Here is a 19105-nt window from a genome sequence, read left to right on the forward strand (position 1 = left end):
TGAGCCAGGAATCTACCGGCTCTGGGGCAGGTCCTGCAGCTCTTCCTGGCCCACGCAGTTCCTGGTGGCCGGAATTTCACCTGCGGCAACGGCAAGATCGGCCAGGACAGTGGCAGAGCTGATCTTGTCCGGATCCATCAGGATTTCGGTGGCGGGCTCCCGGCCGTAGGTGGTCAGCGTCCAGACGGGGTTGCCTTCCTTGATTACCCAGTCGATCCCGTTGACGGTCACGCAGCGGTCCGTAGTGGGGCCGGGCACGTTGACTCCGCAGCGAAGGATCACCAGGGACGGATCACCCCAGACCGCGGTGGCCTGGCTGTTCGTCTTGCGCAGCGCCGAGTCACCGATGGCTTCCGGCAGGGCAACCATCATGGGGGCGCAAGCGGGATTAGCGGCATCCCGGGCCGCGGGGACGTCGACGGCGGGGGAGCAGGCAGCCAAGGCGAGGGAAACAACGGTCCCGGTCAGCGCCATCCTGGCAGCGCGGGCGGGCAGGGAAAGCTGGGGGCGGTGCATACTCCAAGACTATCGTTGCAGCCCCGTTGTTCCGGACACGGGACCGGCGGCGGCGCGGGCACCGCAGGCACCCATTGTCAGGGGCCCGCTGTAGCGTAGTGGCGTGCCAGAAAAGCGTTTGACCGTCCAAGAGCAGCCGCCCGCCGTCGCCGCCCTCTCCGAGGCAGAACTGCTGGGGCGGATATTCCCGCGCCTCTCCCTGAAGGGGAACCATACCCAGGCCACCCTGCTTGGTCCGGGCGATGATGCCGCCGTGGTGGCGGCCCCGGACGGGAAAACGGTTATCAGCATTGACACGCAGGTCCAGGACCAGGATTTCCGGCTGGAATGGCCCAACGGGTACCGGACCACCGGTTTTGATGTCGGCTGGAAAGCAGCGGCGCAGAATCTCAGCGACATCAATGCGATGGGAGCCGCGGCCACGTCAATGGTGGTCAGCCTTACCCTTACTCCGGAGACACCTGTTGAGTGGGTGGAAGACCTGGCGGACGGACTGACAGCGGGAATCAGGGACCTCGGCGCCGCCCGGTGTTCGGTGGCGGGAGGAGACCTGGGCAAAGGGCGGGAAATCTCCGTCACGGTTGCCGTCCTGGGTACGCTCGACGGCAACCACGCCGTCCTCCGGTCAGGCGCGCAATCAGGAGATGTCCTGGCACTTGCCGGAACGGTGGGACATGCGGCCGCGGGCCTGGCCCTTCTTGAGTCGACGGTAGCCATCGGTGCCCTTCGCCCTGAACAGCGCGTCTTCCTTGACCTGCAGTGCAGGCCCCGGCCGCCTTTGGCTGCCGGCCCTGCTGCCCGGGGCGCCGGCGCCACTGCCATGCTGGACATTTCGGACGGCCTGCTGCGGGACGGGTTACGGCTGGCGACCGCCAGCGGCGTAACCATGGACCTGGACGCGGCACAGCTCCGGGCGCTGGCGGATGTCCTGCGGCCCGCGTCGGAGCTGTTGGGAACGGATCCGATGTCGTGGGTGCTGGGCGGCGGAGAGGACCACGGATTGCTCGCCACATTCCCACCGCACGTTCAGCTACCAGCCGGATTCACTGCGATAGGCTCGATACAAGCATTGGGAAGCAACGAAAGCCCGAGCGTCACAACAGCGGGCCGGTCCGCGGACACCGGGGGATGGGATCACTTTGCACACTAAGGTTGCCGCCAACGCGCAAGCGATGAAGAGGTGGCTGGGCAAGGCTGAGACCGTCCTTGGAAACCACAGCGACCGCCTCAATGCCATCAATATCTTCCCGGTGGCTGATGGCGACACCGGCACGAACCTCTACCTCACCGTCCGCGCCGCCGCCCAGTCTGCTGCGGCGGCCGGGGACCAGCCCGCACAACTGGACGTGGGCGCCGTCCTGGCCAGTGCCGGCCAGGCGGCCATGGAGGAGGCAAGGGGCAACTCCGGCACCCTGTTCTCAGTGTTCCTCTGCGCCGCGGCTGAGCCCCTGACAGGTCACACCCGGCTGACCTCCACACTGCTGGCAGCTGCCCTGAACCGCGCCCAGATCCGGGCGTGGTCAGCGCTCAGCGATCCGGTCCCCGGAACGATGCTTTCAGTCATGGAGGCTGCTGCGCGGGCCGCAGCGGCCGTGGATGCGGGGCAGAACGGCGATGACAGCAACCACGCCCTGGGCCTTGCCCTTGATGCCGCCGTCGAAGCTGCCCTTGCTGCCGTCATCCGTACTGAGGACCAGTTGGACGCACTGACGTCCGCGCACGTGGTGGATGCCGGCGGAGTGGGAATGCTCCTGATCCTGGACTGCCTCCGGTCCGCTGTCCTGGGCGAGGAACTCCAAAGCGAGCTCCTTGACGGGCTGCACGGTTATGACGTGTCCGATCCCCATATCCACACAGCCTTGCCTGATGACGACGGCGTCGAAGTCATGTGCACCATCAACCTCTCGCCGCTGAACGCCGCAACGCTCCGGCAGCAGCTTGACGAGATCGGCGAGTCGGTCATTATGAGCCAGGTGGGCAGCAGCCCCGACAGCGACGGGAACTACCGCTGGCGGGTCCACGTCCACGTTCCTGCTCCTGAACCGGCTGTTGCCATCATCCGGTCCCTCGGCGAGCCGGTCCAGATCAGTATCAGCGAACTTGCCCTGCCGCAGGAACCGCACACGGATGCAGTGAACTCCAGTGGGCATGAGCGCTGAACTGGACCTTGCGCTGGAACGGCGGCTTGGCAAACGTTCCGCGGCGGTCATCGAAAAGCATCTGGGCATCACCACGGTGGACGGCCTGTTGAACTACTTCCCGCGCCGCTACATGAACCGCGGCGAGCTGACGCCCATCAGCGACATCCCCCTCGACGAGGAAGTCACCCTCATTGCCCGGGTGCTGTCCAGCAGCACCCGTAACATGCAGGCACGCCGCGGGACCATCACCGACGTCGTGATTTCCGACGACGACGGGCAGCAAGGGCTTCGACTGGTAGGCGGCACAGACTACCGCGGCAAAGTCCCGGGCACCCTCAAAATCAGCTTCTTCAACGGGTACAAAGCGAAAACTGAACTCCTGCCGGGACGCCGGGCCCTGTTCTCCGGAAAAGTCACCAGCTTCAAGGGAACCCTGGGCCTCACCAACCCCGATTTCCAGCTCCTTGATGAAGACCCGTTCAGCGATGCCGGCCAGGACCCGGAAAAGCTCGCGGCCATGCCCGTTCCGGTCTACCCTGCGACGTCCAAGCTTCCCAGCTGGAAGATCCAGAAGGCCGTTTCAACACTGCTTGAAACCGTGGACCTTGACGCCCTGCCCGATCCCGTCCCGGACTCCGTCGCCGCACGCGAGGGATTCCTGCCGCTCGCCCAGGCGTACCGGCTCATCCATGCTCCGGAAGCCCCTGACGACTGGCGGCGGGCACGGGACCGGCTGCGGTACCACGAAGCGCTCGTGCTGCAGTCCGCGCTGGCCCGGCGCCGCGCGCAGCTGGCCGCGGAGGAAGCCACTGCACGCCGGCCTGTCGCTGACGGCCTGCTTGCCGCCTTTGACGCAAACCTTCCTTTCACCCTCACCGCCGGGCAGGCTGCCATCGGGAAGACCTTCGAAGCGGAACTGGCCCGCGACTCCCCGATGAACCGGTTGCTGCAGGGCGAAGTGGGGTCCGGCAAGACCGTCGTGGCGCTGCGGGCCATGCTGCAGGTGGTGGACGCCGGGGGACAGGCGGCGCTGCTGGCCCCCACCGAGGTCCTCGCGGCGCAGCACTTCGAGTCGATCCGCCGCGCACTGGGGCCGCTCTCCAGGGACGGCCTGCTGGGAGGGCTCGACGACGCCTCTGTCCAGGTCACGCTGCTGACAGGCTCAATGCCCACTGCGGCACGGAAGCAGGCTCTGCTCGACGCAGCCTCCGGGACGGCCGGGATCATCATCGGCACCCATGCCCTGCTCAGCGGCAACGTCACGTTCTACGATCTTGGCCTGATCGTGGTGGATGAGCAGCACCGCTTCGGCGTGGAGCAACGGGATGCGCTCCGGGCCAAAGCCAGGAAACCGCCCCACCTGCTGGTCATGACCGCCACGCCCATCCCGCGCACCGTTGCCATGACGGTGTTCGGAGATCTCGAAACGTCGGTTCTGGACGAGCTTCCCGCGGGCCGGGCACCCATCAGCACGCACCTGGTGGGGCTTGCGGAAAATCCCGCCTGGGCCGGCCGCATCTGGGCCCGTTCCCGCGAGGAAATCGAAGCCGGACACCAGGTGTACGTCGTTTGTCCAAAGATCGGGACCGACGACGACGGCGACTTCACCCCCGGGGAAGCCGATATGGCTGAGGGGGCCGAGGGTGAAAGCGGACGGGAACTCGCGTCAGTGACCGCCGTCGTCGAACAACTCCTGGACGAACCCGCCCTGGCGGGGGTTCCACTGGCACCGCTGCATGGGCGCCAGCCGCCCGAGGTGAAGTCCGCGGCCATGGCGGGCTTTACGGCAAACAGCGTCAAGCTGCTGGTCTCCACCACCGTGATTGAGGTGGGCGTCGACGTTCCCAACGCCACCCTTATGGTCATCCTCGACGCCGACAGGTTTGGCATCTCGCAGCTGCACCAGCTGCGCGGCCGGGTGGGCAGGGGCGGGCTGCCCGGGACCTGCCTGCTGGTCACCGCCTTGGAACCTGAGCACCCCAGCCGGCGGAGACTGGACGCAGTCGCGGCCACCACCGACGGGTTCGAACTTTCCCAGGAGGACCTCAAGCTGCGCCGCGAGGGCGACATCCTGGGCGCCTCCCAGTCCGGCGGGCGCTCCACCTTGAAACTGCTGCGCGTGCTCGAACACGAAGCCATCATCAGCCGCGCCAGGGACGATGCCCAGCAGATCGTTGCGCAGGACCCCTCGCTGGGCGGGCACCCGGATCTGGCCGAAGCAATCGACAAGTACCTCAATCCCGAAAAGGAGGCGTTCCTTGAACGCGGTTAGCACGGTTGAACCCAAGTTGTGCGGTGGCCGAAGCGCGGGCGCCCGATGAGCCGGATCGTTGCCGGAGCCGCGGGCGGTACGCCCCTGCAGTCCGTGCCGGGTTCCCTGACAAGGCCCACCACCGACCGGGTCAAGGAAGCGCTGTTCTCGCGGCTGGACGCCTTTGACGTCATCAGCGGGGCCCGGGTGCTGGACCTGTATGCCGGCTCGGGCTCGCTGGGTGTGGAGAGCGGCAGCAGGGGCGCGCAGACAGTTGACCTGGTGGAGTTCGATGCCAAGGCGAGTGCCGTCTGCCAGCGCAATGCCGACCTCATCAATGGGGTCCTGGGCCGCAAAACCGTGACGGTCCACCGCTCAAAAGTCGAGCCCTTCCTGGAGCGCGCCGCCGACACGGAAACCTGGGATTTGGTGTTCGCGGACCCGCCCTATCATCTGGACGAGACCGCGTTGTCGGCGATGCTCGAAAAACTTTCCGCCCATCTTTCGCCGGCGGCTGTGGTGGTGGTGGAACGGTCGTCCCGCTCACCCGAACCGGGCTGGCCCGGTGGCCTGGCGCGGTTTGCGGAGAAGAAATACGGGGAGACCCGGCTGTGGTTCGCAGAGCCGTTTGTGCCCGATGCCATCGACCCGGATGAGGTCGATAAAGACAGGGTCGACCCGGACGAGGTCGACAAAGACGCCGTCGATCAGGACTAGGGCGCCAGCGCGTCCAGGTCCACACCGGCCAGGACCTTAGCGGGATGCGGGCCGCGTGACACTAATTCCGCGGACCAGCCTTTAGGCCAGGGTCTCTTGGTGCCGGCGAGGACAATGTTGCCCGGGTAGCGGCCTTCAAACATTCCTGCTTCGGCAAACGCGGCGACGTCCACCATCGCCCGCCGCATCGCCGCCACCTGGCTGCGGACCAGGGTGAGTCCCGGCTCGTCGCCCACGTTGACGATCAGCAGCCCGCGCGGGGTGAGCCGTTCCCGCACCTCGTTGTAAAACTCGGTGCAGGCAAGGTGTGCTGGCGCTTCCGGGCCGGAAAAGATGTCCAGGATGACGACGTCGAACCGGAGTCCAGGTTCCAGTTCAGCGAGGGCGCCGCGGGCATCCCCAATAATGGTGTGCAGGTCCGTCCCCTCCGGGAGGGGCAGCTGGCGCAGGACGAAATCCAGCAGTTCACGTTCCAGCTCCACCGCGTGCTGGACCGACCCCGGGCGGGTCGCCTGGATATAGCGGGCAAGAGTCAGAGCCCCTGCTCCCAGATGCAGTGCCGCCACGGGCGTTCCTGCAGGGGCGGCCAGATCCACCAGGTGGCCGATCCGCCGCAGGTACTCGTAAAAGAGCTCGTCCGGCCGTGCCAGGTTCACATGGGACTGCTCCGCGCCGCCAATGCTGAGTACGTAGCTGCCGTCAGTGAAGGTGTCCGGTTCGATGGTTGCGTGCTGCCCGGTGGTGCGAAGGAACCGTTCCGCCCGCCCGTCGCTGCCTGCCGGCATCAGAGCCGGCCGCTGAGGGTAGCCAGCCGCGCGGCGGCTTCCTCCAGTACCTCGGTCTTTTTACAGAACGCGAACCGAAGGAGGCTGCGGGTCCTTTCAGCCCCTTCCGGGTGGCAGAAAACAGGGACCGGTATGGCTGCAACACCAACCATGGCAGGGAGCCGGCGTGCCAGGTCCACCGAGTCATGGATGCCCAGCGGTGCAGTGTCCACGTTGATGAAGTAGGTTCCCTGCGGCGTGAAAACGTCGAAGCCCGCGGTGCGGAGGCCTTCGCTGAGGATGTCCCGTTTGTGCTTCAGGGTGGCGGCAACATTGTCGTAGAAAGCATCGGGCAACCCAAGTCCTGCGGCAATCGCTGACTGGAACGGCGTGCCCGAACTGTAGGTGAGGAACTGCTTGACGGTGCGCACCGCGGACACGAGTTCCTCCGGACCGATGAGCCAGCCGATCTTCCAACCGGTCAGGGAGAAGGTCTTTCCGGCCGAGGAAATGGTGATGGTCCGGTCGCCGGCTCCCGGCAGGGATGCCACGGGCACGTGGCGGTCGCCGAAGGTGAGGTGTTCGTACACCTCGTCGGTGACGATCAGGCAGTCATGCTTCCGGGCCAGGTCGACGACGCGCTGCAGCACAGTGCGTGGAAAGACGGCGCCGGTGGGGTTGTGCGGGTTGTTCAGCAGCACCACCCGGGTCCGTTCGTTGAAAGCCGACTCCAGGGCGGCAAGGTCCGGCATGAAGTCCGGGGCCAGCAGGGGAGCCGTCACGTGTGTGGCGCCGGACAGGCCGATGACTGCGCCGTAGGAGTCGTAAAACGGTTCAAAGGTCAGCACCTCGTCACCGGGTCCGGTAAACGCCAGCAGGGAGGCTGCGATGCCCTCGGTGGCCCCGGTAGTGACGATCACCTCGGTCTGCGGGTCGGGGGAGAGCCCGTAAAACCTTTGCTGGTGTGCAGCCACTGCTTCACGCAGCTCCAGGACGCCTTTGCCCGGCGCGTACTGGTTCGCCCCGGAGGCGATGGCCGCGCGCGCCGCTTCGCGTATTTCCAGCGGGCCATCCTCGTCCGGAAAGCCCTGGCCCAGGTTGATGGCGCCGGTCTGGACCGCCAGGGTGGTCATTTCTTCGAAGATCGTGATTCCCAGCCCGCCGTCGCGCCCCAGGAGGTTGGCTCCAAGCGCGGTCCGCTGCCAGGGGGCAGGAGCCGTGGGGGTGGAAACTTCCCGTCGTGGATGCATCCAGTCATGGTATCCCGGCCATTTCGTGGGGTAGGTTCGGAGCATGAGAAGAGCAGTCTGCCCCGGATCCTTTGACCCCATCCACAATGGTCATCTTGAGGTTATTGCCAGGGCTGCGGGCCTCTTTGACGAAGTCATTGTTGCGGTCTCCACCAACCCGGCCAAGAAATACAGGTTCACCTTGGAGGAGCGGCTGGACATGGCGCGGGAAACCCTGGCCTCGCTCAAGGGCATTGTGGTGGAACCCGTGGGGGAAGGACTCCTCGCTGAGTATTGCCGCCAGCGGGGCGTCTCGGCAATAGTCAAGGGCCTCCGGTCGTCTTCGGATTTCGACTACGAGCTTCCCATGGCCACCATGAACCGGCAGCTGAGCGGCGTGGAAACAGTGTTCCTGCCGGCTGAGGCCCACTACATTCACCTGTCCTCCACCCTGATCAAGGAAGTCGCGGGCCTGGGCGGCAATGTCTCCGAATACGTTCCCAGGTCCGTGCACCGGAGGATGCTCGCGGGCGAGTCGGCGCAGGAACAGCCGCCAAGAGGGTAGGCTAGTCCGGTACTTCGGCGCCGCCGGCTGCCTGGTTTGAGTCCCTGTGGCTCTTCAGGCTAAGATGGTACGTCGGTCATATGTTCAACAGGAGTTCTCATTAAACGAGATGCTGGTTCGCCCCTGGCGTTCGACGTCAAGGACCTCGGACGCAGTCCGGGAAGCATGCGGACACTGACGGAACATGTACCCGCACCGAGTGATCTCGGTGTGGCACTCATTGGTGTTCAGGAAGGCTCGGATATCGAGCTGGATCTGAGGCTTGAGGCCGTACACGAAGGAATTCTGGTATCAGGAACCGCACTTGCCGGGGTAACCGGTGAATGCGGGCGATGCCTGGATCCCCTTGCGTATGACCTTGAGGTCAATGTGCAGGAACTTTTCTTCTATGAGGGCGTCGAGCTTTCGGACGAAGAAGATGATGAAGAGCAACGTCGAGTCGAGCACGATGTAATCGATCTTGAACCGGTGTTGCGGGACGCGGTTGTCACCAATCTGCCGTTCCAGCCGGTGTGCCGGGAAGACTGCCAGGGCCTTTGCTCCGAATGCGGAGTTCGCCTGGAAGACGAGCCGGGGCACCACCACGAGGTCTTGGATCCTCGCTGGGCTGCCCTAGCTGATATGGCTAAGCCTGACCGGCAAAATTGATTTGTACGTGTTTGTCTAGAGAGAAATGAGTTAGCCGTGGCTGTTCCCAAGCGGAAAATGTCTCGCTCGAATACCCGCGCCCGCCGCTCGCAGTGGAAGGCGACCGCCCCCCACCTGGTGAAGACCGTGGAGAACGGCCAGGTTACTTACAGCCTGCCGCACCAGGCAAAGGTTGTCACCGACTCGGCCGGCACCGCGCTGTTCCTTGAGTACAAGGGCCGCAAGGTCGCGGACGTCTAATCGGCCCCTCCGGCTGACATGATGTCTTCAACTGAAGAGCTTTTGAAGCGTCTCGGTGTCTCTATTGACGCCGGGACGCTTCGTCTTGCGCTCACACACCGTTCCTACGCCTACGAAAACGGCGGCATCCCCACGAATGAGCGGCTCGAATTCCTGGGCGACTCCATCCTTGGGTTCTCCGTGACGGACGCTTTGTACCGGGACAACCCGGACCTTCCCGAGGGCGACCTTGCGAAGCGGCGTTCCGCCGTGGTCAGCACCCGTGCCCTCGCGGGCATCGGACGCAGCCTCGGCATTGGCGACTACATCTACCTTGGGCAGGGCGAAAAGCTCACGGAGGGCAAAAACAAGGCCTCCATCCTGGCGGACACCATGGAGGCGCTCATCGGTGCCACTTACGTGTCCAACGACATCGAGACGGCCCGCCAGCTGGTGATGCGCCTGATCGGGCCCCTGCTGAAGGATGCCGCCGCTTTGGGTGCCGGTACCGACTGGAAAACCAGCATTCAGGAACTCGCCGCCAGCCGGCAGCTCGGCACCATCCACTACGCGGTGGAGGGCTCCGGGCCTGACCATGCACGGGTCTTTGCCGCTGCCCTCCACATTGGCGGCAAGGCCTATGGCAAAGGCACCGGTCACTCGAAAAAGGAAGCGGAGCAGGAAGCTGCTGCCGACGCCTGGCGGACCCTTACCGGCGATGCCGGTTCCTCGCCGGCGGGCAAGCCTGCCGGTTCCGTAGCTGCCAAGTAGCCGACGTGCCTGAACTTCCCGAGGTTGAGGTGGTCCGCCGCGGCCTGGTCAGCTGGGTCCGCGGCAGGACCATCGAAGGTGTGGAAGTCCTCGACCAGCGTTCGATCCGCCGTCACGCCTTGGGAACCGAAGACTTCGTCGGAAACCTCGAAGGCGCAGCGGTTGCCGACGTCGTGCGGCGGGGCAAGTTCCTCTGGATGCCACTGCTTGATGCACCCGGGGGCCCGGACGCGCCTGCCGCAGCCGGTCCGGTCGGTAGCCCGCAGGTGGCGCTGATGGCGCACCTGGGGATGAGCGGCCAGCTGCTGATGCAGGACCGCAATGTCCCGGACGAGAAACACCTCAAGGTACGGATCCGGCTGAGCCCGCGCGAAGGCATGCCGGAGCAGTTGCGGTTCGTGGACCAGCGGGTTTTTGGCGGCCTGTTCGTCACCGCTATGGTTCCAACGGACGACGGCGGCCCGGGCGGCCTCGCCGAATCGCCCCTTCCGCTGATTGCTGAGGAGGCGGCGCACATTGCACGGGACCCCCTGGATCCGGCCTTTTCCTTTGACCTTTTCTATAGCCGCCTCCGCAAACGCAACAACAGGACTGAAGCGTGCCCTGCTGGACCAGGGCCTGGTGTCCGGCATCGGAAATATCTACGCCGATGAGGCGTTGTGGCGCGCCCGCCTTCATTACGCCCGGCCCACTGACACCCTGCGCTGCGCCGAAGCGGAAAGGGTATTGGGCAGCGCGCGTGAGGTTATGCTCGATGCGCTGGCCGCGGGCGGAACCAGCTTCGATTCCCTGTATGTGAATGTCAACGGTGCCTCAGGATACTTCGACCGGTCCCTCAACGCCTACGGGAGGGAAGGCCAGCCGTGCCGGCGGTGTGCCGCAGCGGGGATCCACGCGTCCATCCGCCGGGAACAGTTCATGAACCGTTCCTCGCATACCTGTCCTGTGTGCCAGCCCCGTCCCCGGAACGGGCGCTGGTAGGCAATCCGCGGCGGCCCAGGCCTTGCAGGGCCTGCCGGCCGGGCAACCCCGCCTTCAATCCGGGCCTTTGGCACGCGACGCAGTAGATTTGGTGCAGGGAAGCATCCGTCCCAGCCATCCAGGAGATCCAAAAGCCTTGCACCTCAAAAGCCTGACCGTCCGGGGGTTCAAGTCGTTTGCGTCCGCCACCACCTTCAACTTCGAACCCGGCGTTACCGCCGTAGTGGGCCCCAACGGCTCCGGCAAGTCCAACGTGGTGGACGCGCTGGCCTGGGTCATGGGGGAACAGGGCGCCAAAACCCTGCGCGGCGGCAAGATGGAGGACGTCATCTTCGCCGGAACGTCCGGCAGGGCACCACTCGGGCGCGCACACGTCTCGCTGACCATAGACAACGCTGACGGTGCCCTGCCCATCGAATACAGCGAAGTCACCATTTCCCGGACACTCTTCCGTGCAGGCGGTTCCGAATACGCCATTAACGGTGCCGGCTGCCGGCTGCTGGACATCCAGGAACTGCTGTCCGACTCGGGACTGGGCCGGGAGATGCACGTCATTGTGGGCCAGGGGCAGCTGGACAGGGTCCTCCACGCCACCCCCGAGGACCGCCGCGGCTTCATCGAGGAAGCCGCCGGAATCCTGAAGCACCGGCGCCGTAAGGAACGGACAGTCCGCAAGCTCGAAGCCATGCAGGCCAACCTGCAGCGCCTCACCGACCTCACGGGGGAGATCAGGCGCCAGCTGACCCCGCTGGGCAAACAGGCCGAGGTGGCCCGCCGTGCACAGCGCGTGCAGTTCGACGTCCGGGATGCCAGGGCACGGCTTCTTGCAGACGACCTCGTCCAACTGCAGGAGGCACTGGAGCAGGACGTCGCGGACCAGGCCGCGCTGAAATCCCGGCGGATAGCCGTCGAACAGGAACTGGAAACCGGGCGCCGGCAGCAGGCTGCCCTGGAGCAGTTGGCCGCGGAAGCAACCCCGAAACTGAACGCGGCAAGGGACACCTGGTACCGGCTCACAGCCGCGCGTGAACGGCTCCGTTCCCTCGGAACCCTGGCGCAGGAACGCAGCCGCCTGCTTGGGTCCACGGAACCTCCGGCAGCCGGCCGCGATCCCGACCAGCTGGAGCGGCAGGCCGCGCGGGTCCGCGGGGAACTTGCCGAGCTCGAACGCCACATCCTGGATAAGCGCAGCGGCCTGGAGTCCTCCAGCGCAACGAAGGCAGAGGCAGAGGCCGCCGCCCTGGCCGAAGACAAGCGGCTGACGGCTGTGCTGCGGGCAGCCGCTGACCGGCGTGAGGGACTGGCGCGGCTGGCCGGACAGGTCGCTGCTGCGAGGTCACGCGTCGAATCCGCGCAGGCTGAATTGGGCCGGCTCCGGGAATCCCAGGCTGCCGGGGCGGAACGGCGGGCCCGCGCCCAGTCCGAGTTCACCGCGCTCGAAAACCAGGTGGCAGGAGTGGAAGAAGGGGAGGAATCCCTCGACGCCGACTATGAAGCTGCCAGCGCGGCACTTGATGCAGTGCTTCAGGACATCTCCGGCCTTACAGCCGCCGTCAGTGAAGGAATCCGGAAGCGTGATGCACTGGCAGCGCGCCGGGACGCCCTTCAACTCGGGCTCAACAGGAAGGACGGGGCAGGCCACGTCCTCGATGCCGGCCTGGCAGGGGTACTGGGAACCCTCGCAGGCGAACTGACAGTGGAACAGGGTTATGAAACGGCCGTCGCCGCCGCCCTGGGCGAAGCGTCCGAAGCGGTCCTCGTACGGGACCACGAGGCTGCAGCCGGCGTGATTCAACTTCTCAAGGATGACGACGCCGGGAGGGCGGCGTTGCTGCTCGAACTGGCAGGTGCGGCCCCCGGGCCCGGAGCCGGCGGTGCCCCGTCCAGCGGGGCGGCAACGCTGCCGGACGGAGCGCGCTGGGCAGCGGAACTGGTGCAGGACGCAGGACGCGCAGCAACGGCGGTCCGGCGCCTGCTGGCCGCCACCGCCGTCGTCCCTGACGTCGAGGCGGCCGCCGCGCTGGTGGCCGCCCGCACCGGCACCACCGCGGTGACCCGGGCCGGGGACGTTTTCACCGTGGTTTCAGCCACCGGCGGGTCCGCGAAGGCGCCGTCCCTCCTCGAGGTCCAGGCTGCAGTGGACGACGCCGAGGGCCAGCTTTCATCCGTCACCGCCGAGCTGGAGCGGAACAGATTCGCCCTGGCCGGGGCAGAGGCCCGGCGGGCAGAGGCGCAGGAACGGGCGGACGCGGCCCTTGACCGGCTGCATGAATCGGATGCCAGGCTCGCCGCGGTGGCGGAACGGCTGGGACACCTTAACTCCGTGCTCCGCAGCGCGGTGGGGGAGAGCGACAGGCTGGCAGCATCGCTCGCAAGGGCAGAAGCACATGTGGTGGCGGAGCAGGAAGCGCTCGCCGCCATGGCTGCGCGGCTGGCCGCAGCCCAGGAGGCACCGCTGGAGCAGGAGCCCTCCACCGAACACCGTGATGCCCTCGCCCAGGCTGCCTCGACAGCCCGGGCCGCAGAGGTGGAGGCCCGGTTGTCACTGCGGAGCGCGGAAGAACAGCTGGCCGCCACCCGGAACCGGGTGGAGTCGCTGGAACGCGCCGCTGCCACCGAGCGCCGCGCCCGCGAGGAAGCAGCGGAACGCGCGCGCCGCCGCCGGGCGCAGGCGAAAAGGGCTGCCGCCGTAGCGGCCGCTGTTGAGCTGGCCCTGCGGTACATGGATGTGTCCGTGGATATGGCACGGCACGAACGCGACCTCGCCGAAGAGAACCGGGAACAGCGCGACAAGGAACTGCTGCACATCCGGACCGCGACTGACGTCCTGGCGCGGGAACTCGCAGAACTCACGGACAACGTCCACCGCGACGAGCTTGCCCGCACGCAGCAACTGGCCCGCATTGAAGCCATGGAGGGCCGCTCCATCGATGAACTCGGCATTACCCCCGATGCCCTGGTGGCGGAATACGGGCCGGCAGTCCCTGTTCCGGTCCCTGCTGAAGAAAGCGGCGACAAATGGGCGGCGCTGCGCGCCCCGGTGGACTCCAGTGGCGCGGAGATCATCCCGGGGAAGCCCTATGTTCGCGAGGAGCAGGAGAAGCGGCTCAGGAAGGCAGAACGCGATCTCACCAGCCTGGGCAGGGTCAACCCCCTGGCGCTGGAGGAATTCGCCGCGCTTGAGGAACGCCACCAGTTCCTCAGCACCCAGCTGGAGGACCTCAAGGCAAGCCGGAAGGACCTGCTGGACATCATTAAGGAAGTGGATGACCGCGTCCAGCGGGTGTTCACCGAAGCGTTCGAGGATACGCAGGCACAATTCGTCAGGGTCTTTGCCCGGCTGTTTCCCGGCGGTGAGGGACGGCTGGTGCTGACCGACCCGACGGACATGCTCACCACAGGCATCGAAGTCGAGGCTCGCCCTGCCGGCAAGAAAATCAAACGCCTTTCGCTCCTGTCCGGCGGTGAGCGCTCGCTGACTGCCGTGGCCCTGCTGGTGGCCATTTTCAAGGCGCGCCCGTCGCCGTTCTACGTGATGGATGAAGTGGAGGCTGCCCTCGATGACACGAACCTGGGCCGGCTCATCTCTATCTTCGAGGAGCTCCGGGAGTCCAGCCAGCTCATCGTCATCACCCACCAGAAGCGGACCATGGAAGTAGCCGACGCCCTCTATGGCGTGACCATGAGGGGCGACGGCGTCTCTACCGTGATCAGCCAACGCCTGGGCGCCGAGGTGTAGCCGGGCGCAGGGGCGGGCTGCGCCAGCGCCGCCCGTAACGCCTGCCGTGTTATGAGAAGCTAGGGGAGTGAATGACATCCTCCCCATAATTTTGTCCATTGTTGCTGCCTTGGCGGTTATTGGCGGGCTGATTCCGGTCCTGCTCAAGACGCGGAAGAACATCAACCAGTACCCCGGCACCCGGGACGCCAACGATCCTGTCCTGCCGCGGGGCGGCAGCACAGCCGTAGAGGACAGGCCGGCCCCGGGCATCGGCCTTCGTGACCCCGATGGCGCGGACCTGGCGGACCTGGACACCGCGACGGTCCCGGATGATGCTGCGGGGCTGGAAGTCATTTCGGTGGAGACGCCGATGCCCGTGGCCGGCCGGCTTATCCGGCTTCGCGAACGGCTGGTCCGCTCCAACAATGTTATGGGCAAGGGACTCCTGGCACTGCTTTCCAGTGACAGGATCGACGAGAACGTCTGGGACGAAGTTGAGGAAACCCTCCTTCTGGCGGACCTCGGAACCGAACCCACCATGCAGCTCGTGGACGCGCTGCGCGAACGCGTGAAGGTGCTGGGCACCCGGACTCCCGAGCAGGTCAAACTGTTGCTCCGGGAGGAACTCATCAAGCTCGTCGACCCCACCATGGACCGCTCGCTGAATGTCCAGCGCCACGCTGACAGGCCCGCCGTCATGATGGTGGTAGGCGTAAACGGCGTCGGCAAAACCACTACTGTTGGCAAACTCGCGCGCGTGCTGGTGGCGGAGGACAAGGACGTCATCCTTGGCGCTGCGGACACCTTCCGGGCTGCGGCCGCCGAGCAGCTGGCGACCTGGGGCCAGCGCGTGGGCGTTCCCACGGTGAAGTCGGACATCCACGGCGCCGATCCGGCTTCAGTGGCCTACGAGGCTGTAAAGGCGGGCATTGACCAGGAAGTCGACGTGGTGATGATCGATACCGCCGGCAGGCTCCAGAACAAGGTGGGGCTCATGGACGAGCTGGGCAAGGTCAAGCGAGTGGTGGAAAAGCTGGCCGAAGTGGACGAGGTCCTCCTGGTGCTGGATGCCACCACCGGCCAGAACGGCCTGAGCCAGGCACGGGTGTTCTCTGAGGTGGTCAACATCACGGGTATCGTCCTGACGAAGCTGGACGGTACGGCCAAGGGCGGCATCGTCGTCGCGATTCAAAAGACCCTCGGCGTTCCGGTCAAGCTGATCGGACTGGGTGAGGGTGCTGACGACCTGGCCCCGTTCGAGGCTGAAGCGTTTGTGGACGCCCTGCTGAACTAGCGCCCGTCCGCCGTGCCCGGGCCCTTAGCGGCGCGAAGGGTTTCGCGGGTGCCGAACCAGGTGCAGGCGGCAACCAGCATGATGCCGCCGGTAACTCCGAACGCCCAGCCATAGCCCAGCCGGTCAGCCAGCACACCGGCCAGCACGGGCCCTGCGATGGCGCCGACGTCGGATGTCATCTGGTAGACCGCCAGGACCTTGCCGCCGGAGCGCCCGTTGCCGATCACATCGGCGACGGCGGCCTGCTGGGCGGGTCCGAATAATCCGGAGCCGACCCCGGCCAGCGCCGAGGCTGCCAGGAACCAGGCCAGTTCGCCGGCGAAGCCGATCCCTGCCGTGGACGCAGCAGCAACGAGCAGGCCCGAGATCATCATGGGCTTTCGTCCCATGCTGTCGGCCAGGCGGCCCGAGAACGTCAGCGCCAGAGCGTTGCCTGCGGCGAAGACCGCCAACGCAAGCCCTGCCGCCTCCGGTCCGGCACCAAAGACGGCCGCGGCAAAGAGGGGAACCGTGGCCATGCGTACCCCGAAGGTGGCCCACCCGTTGGCGAAGCTCGACACCAGGGCAGCCCGGTACGCTCCCGTCGCCAGGGCCTTTCCGAGTTTCATCGCCGGGTCGCGCTGCTGCGCCTCAGCGGAGCCGCGACGCTCGTGGCTCAGCTGGGTCTGGACCACCAGGGCGGCCACCACCAGGGCTGCTGCATACGCCAGGAAGGGTATCCGGAGGCCGAACCCTGCCAGCAGCCCGCCCACAATCGGCCCGCAGACATTTCCAATCAGGAACGCCGAGGCGTAGGCTCCGGACACCCTGCCGCGGCTCTCCGGCGGCGCCAAGCGAATCACCAGCGCCATGGAGGCTACGGTGAACATGACCGAACCGGCGCCGCCGAGCCCACGGAAAAGCAGCAGTTGCCAGTAGTCCCGGGCGAACGCGCAGGCCGCCGTGGACAGGGCCACGATCAGCAGCCCCGCCACGTAAACGGGCCGTTCTCCGAGTTTGCCGATCATGCTTCCGCCCGCGGGGGCAAACACAAGCCGCATAAACGCGAAGATGGCAACAATAACGGACGCCTCCGTATTGCCCACTCCGAAGGTCGTGGCGAACTGCGGCAATACGGGCGCAACAAGCCCGAATCCCAGTGCAATGAGGAACGCGGCGGCGAGCATCACCTTGATGTCGCGGGGAAGCCGGTCCCGCTGCGGCCGGAAGCGGGCCAGGATCCTTGAAGTGGCGCCGCTTCCGCGGGGTGCTGCCGTCATGGTGCCCAATTCCTTGCATTCTGGAGTGCCGGGGTCCGGCGAAAACGATGAAACACAACCGTAACAAGCACGATATGCACCATTTACTTCCTAGAGGTTGTTGTAACAGCCCGGAAATCCAAATCCTCAGTGGGTGAAACACGGCGCGGACAAACTCGTTACAGGACGCAAAAAGGCGTTGGCAGGCGGAGGACTCCGCATTATTCGACCAGAGAGGACGTGCACCATGGAACTTACCCCAGGTCACGTATGGATCATGGTGTCGGCAGCCCTCGTGCTGCTCATGACGCCGGGTCTGGCATTTTTCTACGGCGGCATGACCCGCGCCAAGGCCGCACTGAACATGATGATGATGAGCTTCATCTCCATCGGCATGGTGGGCGTTGTCTGGGTCCTTTGGGGCGCCTCCATGAGCTCCGGTGAAGGATTCCTGCAGATCGTCGGCAATCCGTTCGCCACCTTCGGCCTCGAAGGCATCGACACTCCTGACGGACTGATCAAGGTTGGCTACGCTGCCACCTTCGCCATCATCACCGTTGCACTGATCAGCGGTGCCATCGCGGACAGGGCAAAGTTCGGCGCCTGGAGCGTCTTCGTCCCCGTCTGGGTCACCCTGGTGTACTGCCCCCTGGCCTACATGGTCTGGGGCGGCGGCCTCTTCGGTCCCGAAGGCGCTGTTGGCCAGGCGCTTGGCCCGGCCATCGACTTCGCCGGCGGCACCGTGGTCCACATCAACGCAGGCGTGGCCGCACTGGTGCTGGTCCTCATCATCGGCAACCGCAAGGGCTTCGGCAAGGATCCCAACCACCGCCCGCACAACATCCCGTTCGTGATGCTCGGCGCGGCCATGCTGTGGTTCGGCTGGTTCGGCTTCAACGGCGGCGCCGCCGCCACCGCGGAACAGGGCGGCCTCATCTGGGTCAACACCCTCGCAGCACCCGCCGCGGCAATGCTCGGCTGGCTTGTCACTGAACGTATCCGCGACGGACACCCCACTTCACTGGGTGCAGCATCCGGTGTGGTTGCCGGCCTGGTGGCCATCACCCCGGCCTGCGCCAACGTCAGCCCCGTCGGCGCCCTCGGCCTCGGCGTGGTAGCCGGTGTAGCGTCCGCCCTGGCAGTGGGCCTGAAGTTCCGGTGGGGATTCGATGACTCCCTCGACGTCGTCGGCGTTCACCTCGTCTCCGGCATCATCGGCACCGTGGCCCTCGGCTTCATCGCACTGCCCACCGACGGCGTGGGCGGCGGCCTCTTCTACGGCGGCGGCATGACCCAGATGTGGGCCCAGCTCGCGGCAGCCGGCATCGCCATTGCCTACTCTGCAATCCTGACCGCGATCATCGCCCTGGCCATCCACAAGACCATGGGCTTCCGGGTCTCGCAGGAACAGGAGACGGTGGGTGTGGACCTCAGCCTGCACGCCGAAACCGCCTACGAGTTCGGTGTTGGCGGCCACGGCGGAAGCTTCCAGCCGCTGCACGACATGATTACGGGCAAAACGCAGCCGGAGGCCGCTCAGGCCGCCGAAGCCACGGCGGAAGGCCAGAAGACCGCATCAGCAACAGGCAAGGAAAGCGTGGGGGCATGAAACTGATCACCGCAATCGTTAGGCCGGAGAAGCTTGAAGCCATCCGGGAAGGGCTGGAGTCCTACGGCGTACAGGGCCTGACGGTCAGCGCGGCCAGTGGCTACGGCCGGCAGCGCGGCTACACCGAGGTGTACCGCGGGGCCGAGTACAACGTGGACCTCCTGCCGAAGATCCGGGTGGAAGTCCTGGCAACCGACGAGCAGGCCGATGACATCCTGGACGTCATCATCGCCAGCTCGAACACCGGCCGGGCCGGGGACGGCAAAGTGTGGACCGTGGATGTCTTTGAGGCAGTGCGGGTCCGGACCGGGGAACGGGGAGTCGCCGCCATCTAGGCGGACGCTACCCGGAAAACTCAGTCCCAGAAGAGCGGGCAGGAAACCAAAAAGTTTCCTGCCCGCTCTTCTGTTTGGCCTGTCGGCTGCGACGTCCTGTCCACTT

The 19105-nt window shown here is 65.9% G+C and carries 16 protein-coding genes and 1 pseudogene; 13 read left to right on the top strand and 4 right to left on the bottom strand.

Annotated features, from left to right (window positions below; all coding sequences use genetic code 11):
- Positions 1-12 precede the first annotated feature (12 nt).
- Complete coding sequence (locus QFZ70_RS06975) at positions 13-516, bottom strand: DUF3515 family protein (protein ID WP_307094676.1); 504 nt, start codon at positions 514-516, stop codon at positions 13-15.
- A gap of 103 nt (positions 517-619) precedes the next feature.
- On the opposite strand from QFZ70_RS06975, the gene thiL reads away from it, so the two are divergent.
- Genes thiL through rsmD form a run of 4 tightly spaced genes read left to right on the top strand, consistent with a single transcriptional unit; the run spans position 620 to position 5625 of the window.
- Positions 620-1666 (top strand): thiamine-phosphate kinase, encoded by a 1047-nt coding sequence (gene thiL / locus QFZ70_RS06980; RefSeq protein ID WP_307094677.1) that lies wholly within the window; start codon positions 620-622, stop codon positions 1664-1666.
- Positions 1667-1688: 22 nt separating this feature from the next.
- Positions 1689-2675, top strand: coding sequence for a DAK2 domain-containing protein (locus QFZ70_RS06985; protein ID WP_307094678.1), 987 nt, complete (start codon positions 1689-1691; stop codon positions 2673-2675).
- Positions 2665-4929 (top strand): ATP-dependent DNA helicase RecG, encoded by a 2265-nt coding sequence (locus QFZ70_RS06990; RefSeq protein WP_307094679.1) that lies wholly within the window; start codon positions 2665-2667, stop codon positions 4927-4929. Before QFZ70_RS06985 ends, QFZ70_RS06990 begins: the two co-directional genes overlap by 11 nt.
- A 45-nt stretch (positions 4930-4974) precedes the next feature.
- Positions 4975-5625 (top strand): 16S rRNA (guanine(966)-N(2))-methyltransferase RsmD, encoded by a 651-nt coding sequence (rsmD, locus tag QFZ70_RS06995; RefSeq protein WP_307094680.1) that lies wholly within the window; start codon positions 4975-4977, stop codon positions 5623-5625.
- On the opposite strand, the gene QFZ70_RS07000 is transcribed toward rsmD, so the two are convergent.
- Together QFZ70_RS07000 and QFZ70_RS07005 are read right to left on the bottom strand one after the other, a co-directional pair.
- Entirely contained in the window at positions 5622-6410 is a 789-nt protein-coding gene (locus tag QFZ70_RS07000) for a spermidine synthase (protein ID WP_307094681.1), read from the bottom strand. The two genes, rsmD and QFZ70_RS07000, sit on opposite strands and share 4 nt — an antisense overlap.
- Positions 6410-7639 (bottom strand): aminotransferase class I/II-fold pyridoxal phosphate-dependent enzyme, encoded by a 1230-nt coding sequence (locus tag QFZ70_RS07005; protein ID WP_307094682.1) that lies wholly within the window; start codon positions 7637-7639, stop codon positions 6410-6412. Before QFZ70_RS07005 ends, QFZ70_RS07000 begins: the two co-directional genes overlap by 1 nt.
- A gap of 43 nt (positions 7640-7682) precedes the next feature.
- Here QFZ70_RS07005 and coaD point away from each other — a divergent pair, with 43 nt between their 5' ends.
- The 7 genes and pseudogenes from coaD (at position 7683) to ftsY (ending at position 15817) form a co-directional block, all read left to right on the top strand.
- On the top strand, positions 7683-8183 hold the full coding sequence (coaD, locus tag QFZ70_RS07010) for a pantetheine-phosphate adenylyltransferase (protein ID WP_307094683.1): 501 nt from the start codon (positions 7683-7685) through the stop codon (positions 8181-8183).
- A 123-nt stretch (positions 8184-8306) separates the two neighbouring features.
- Positions 8307-8831, top strand: coding sequence for a DUF177 domain-containing protein (locus tag QFZ70_RS07015; RefSeq protein WP_307097822.1), 525 nt, complete (start codon positions 8307-8309; stop codon positions 8829-8831).
- A gap of 36 nt (positions 8832-8867) precedes the next feature.
- Positions 8868-9071, top strand: coding sequence for a 50S ribosomal protein L32 (gene rpmF, locus QFZ70_RS07020; RefSeq protein WP_009356569.1), 204 nt, complete (start codon positions 8868-8870; stop codon positions 9069-9071).
- Between the two features lie 21 nt (positions 9072-9092).
- The gene (gene rnc, locus QFZ70_RS07025; protein WP_307097823.1) at positions 9093-9821 is read left to right on the top strand and encodes a ribonuclease III; all 729 of its coding nucleotides are present in this window, start codon (positions 9093-9095) and stop codon (positions 9819-9821) included.
- 5 nt (positions 9822-9826) lie between these two features.
- Positions 9827-10802, top strand: a pseudogene (gene mutM / locus QFZ70_RS07030) (bifunctional DNA-formamidopyrimidine glycosylase/DNA-(apurinic or apyrimidinic site) lyase).
- A 136-nt stretch (positions 10803-10938) separates the two neighbouring features.
- Positions 10939-14541: a chromosome segregation protein SMC gene (gene smc / locus QFZ70_RS07035; RefSeq protein WP_307094684.1), complete on the top strand. Its 3603-nt coding sequence runs from the start codon at positions 10939-10941 to the stop codon at positions 14539-14541.
- A gap of 67 nt (positions 14542-14608) precedes the next feature.
- Entirely contained in the window at positions 14609-15817 is a 1209-nt protein-coding gene (gene ftsY, locus QFZ70_RS07040; protein ID WP_307094685.1) for a signal recognition particle-docking protein FtsY, read from the top strand.
- Here the strand turns inward: ftsY and QFZ70_RS07045 are convergent.
- Positions 15814-17076 (bottom strand): MFS transporter, encoded by a 1263-nt coding sequence (locus tag QFZ70_RS07045; RefSeq protein ID WP_307094686.1) that lies wholly within the window; start codon positions 17074-17076, stop codon positions 15814-15816. The genes ftsY and QFZ70_RS07045 overlap by 4 nt on opposite strands.
- A gap of 226 nt (positions 17077-17302) precedes the next feature.
- Here QFZ70_RS07045 and QFZ70_RS07050 point away from each other — a divergent pair, with 226 nt between their 5' ends.
- Positions 17303-18664: an ammonium transporter gene (locus QFZ70_RS07050; protein ID WP_307094687.1), complete on the top strand. Its 1362-nt coding sequence runs from the start codon at positions 17303-17305 to the stop codon at positions 18662-18664.
- Complete coding sequence (locus QFZ70_RS07055; protein WP_056349123.1) at positions 18661-18999, top strand: P-II family nitrogen regulator; 339 nt, start codon at positions 18661-18663, stop codon at positions 18997-18999. The genes QFZ70_RS07050 and QFZ70_RS07055 overlap by 4 nt, the downstream gene beginning before the upstream one ends.
- Positions 19000-19105: the final 106 nt, after the last annotated feature.

This window comes from Arthrobacter sp. V1I9 (genome assembly GCF_030817075.1).
Taxonomy (GTDB): Bacteria; Actinomycetota; Actinomycetes; order Actinomycetales; family Micrococcaceae; genus Arthrobacter.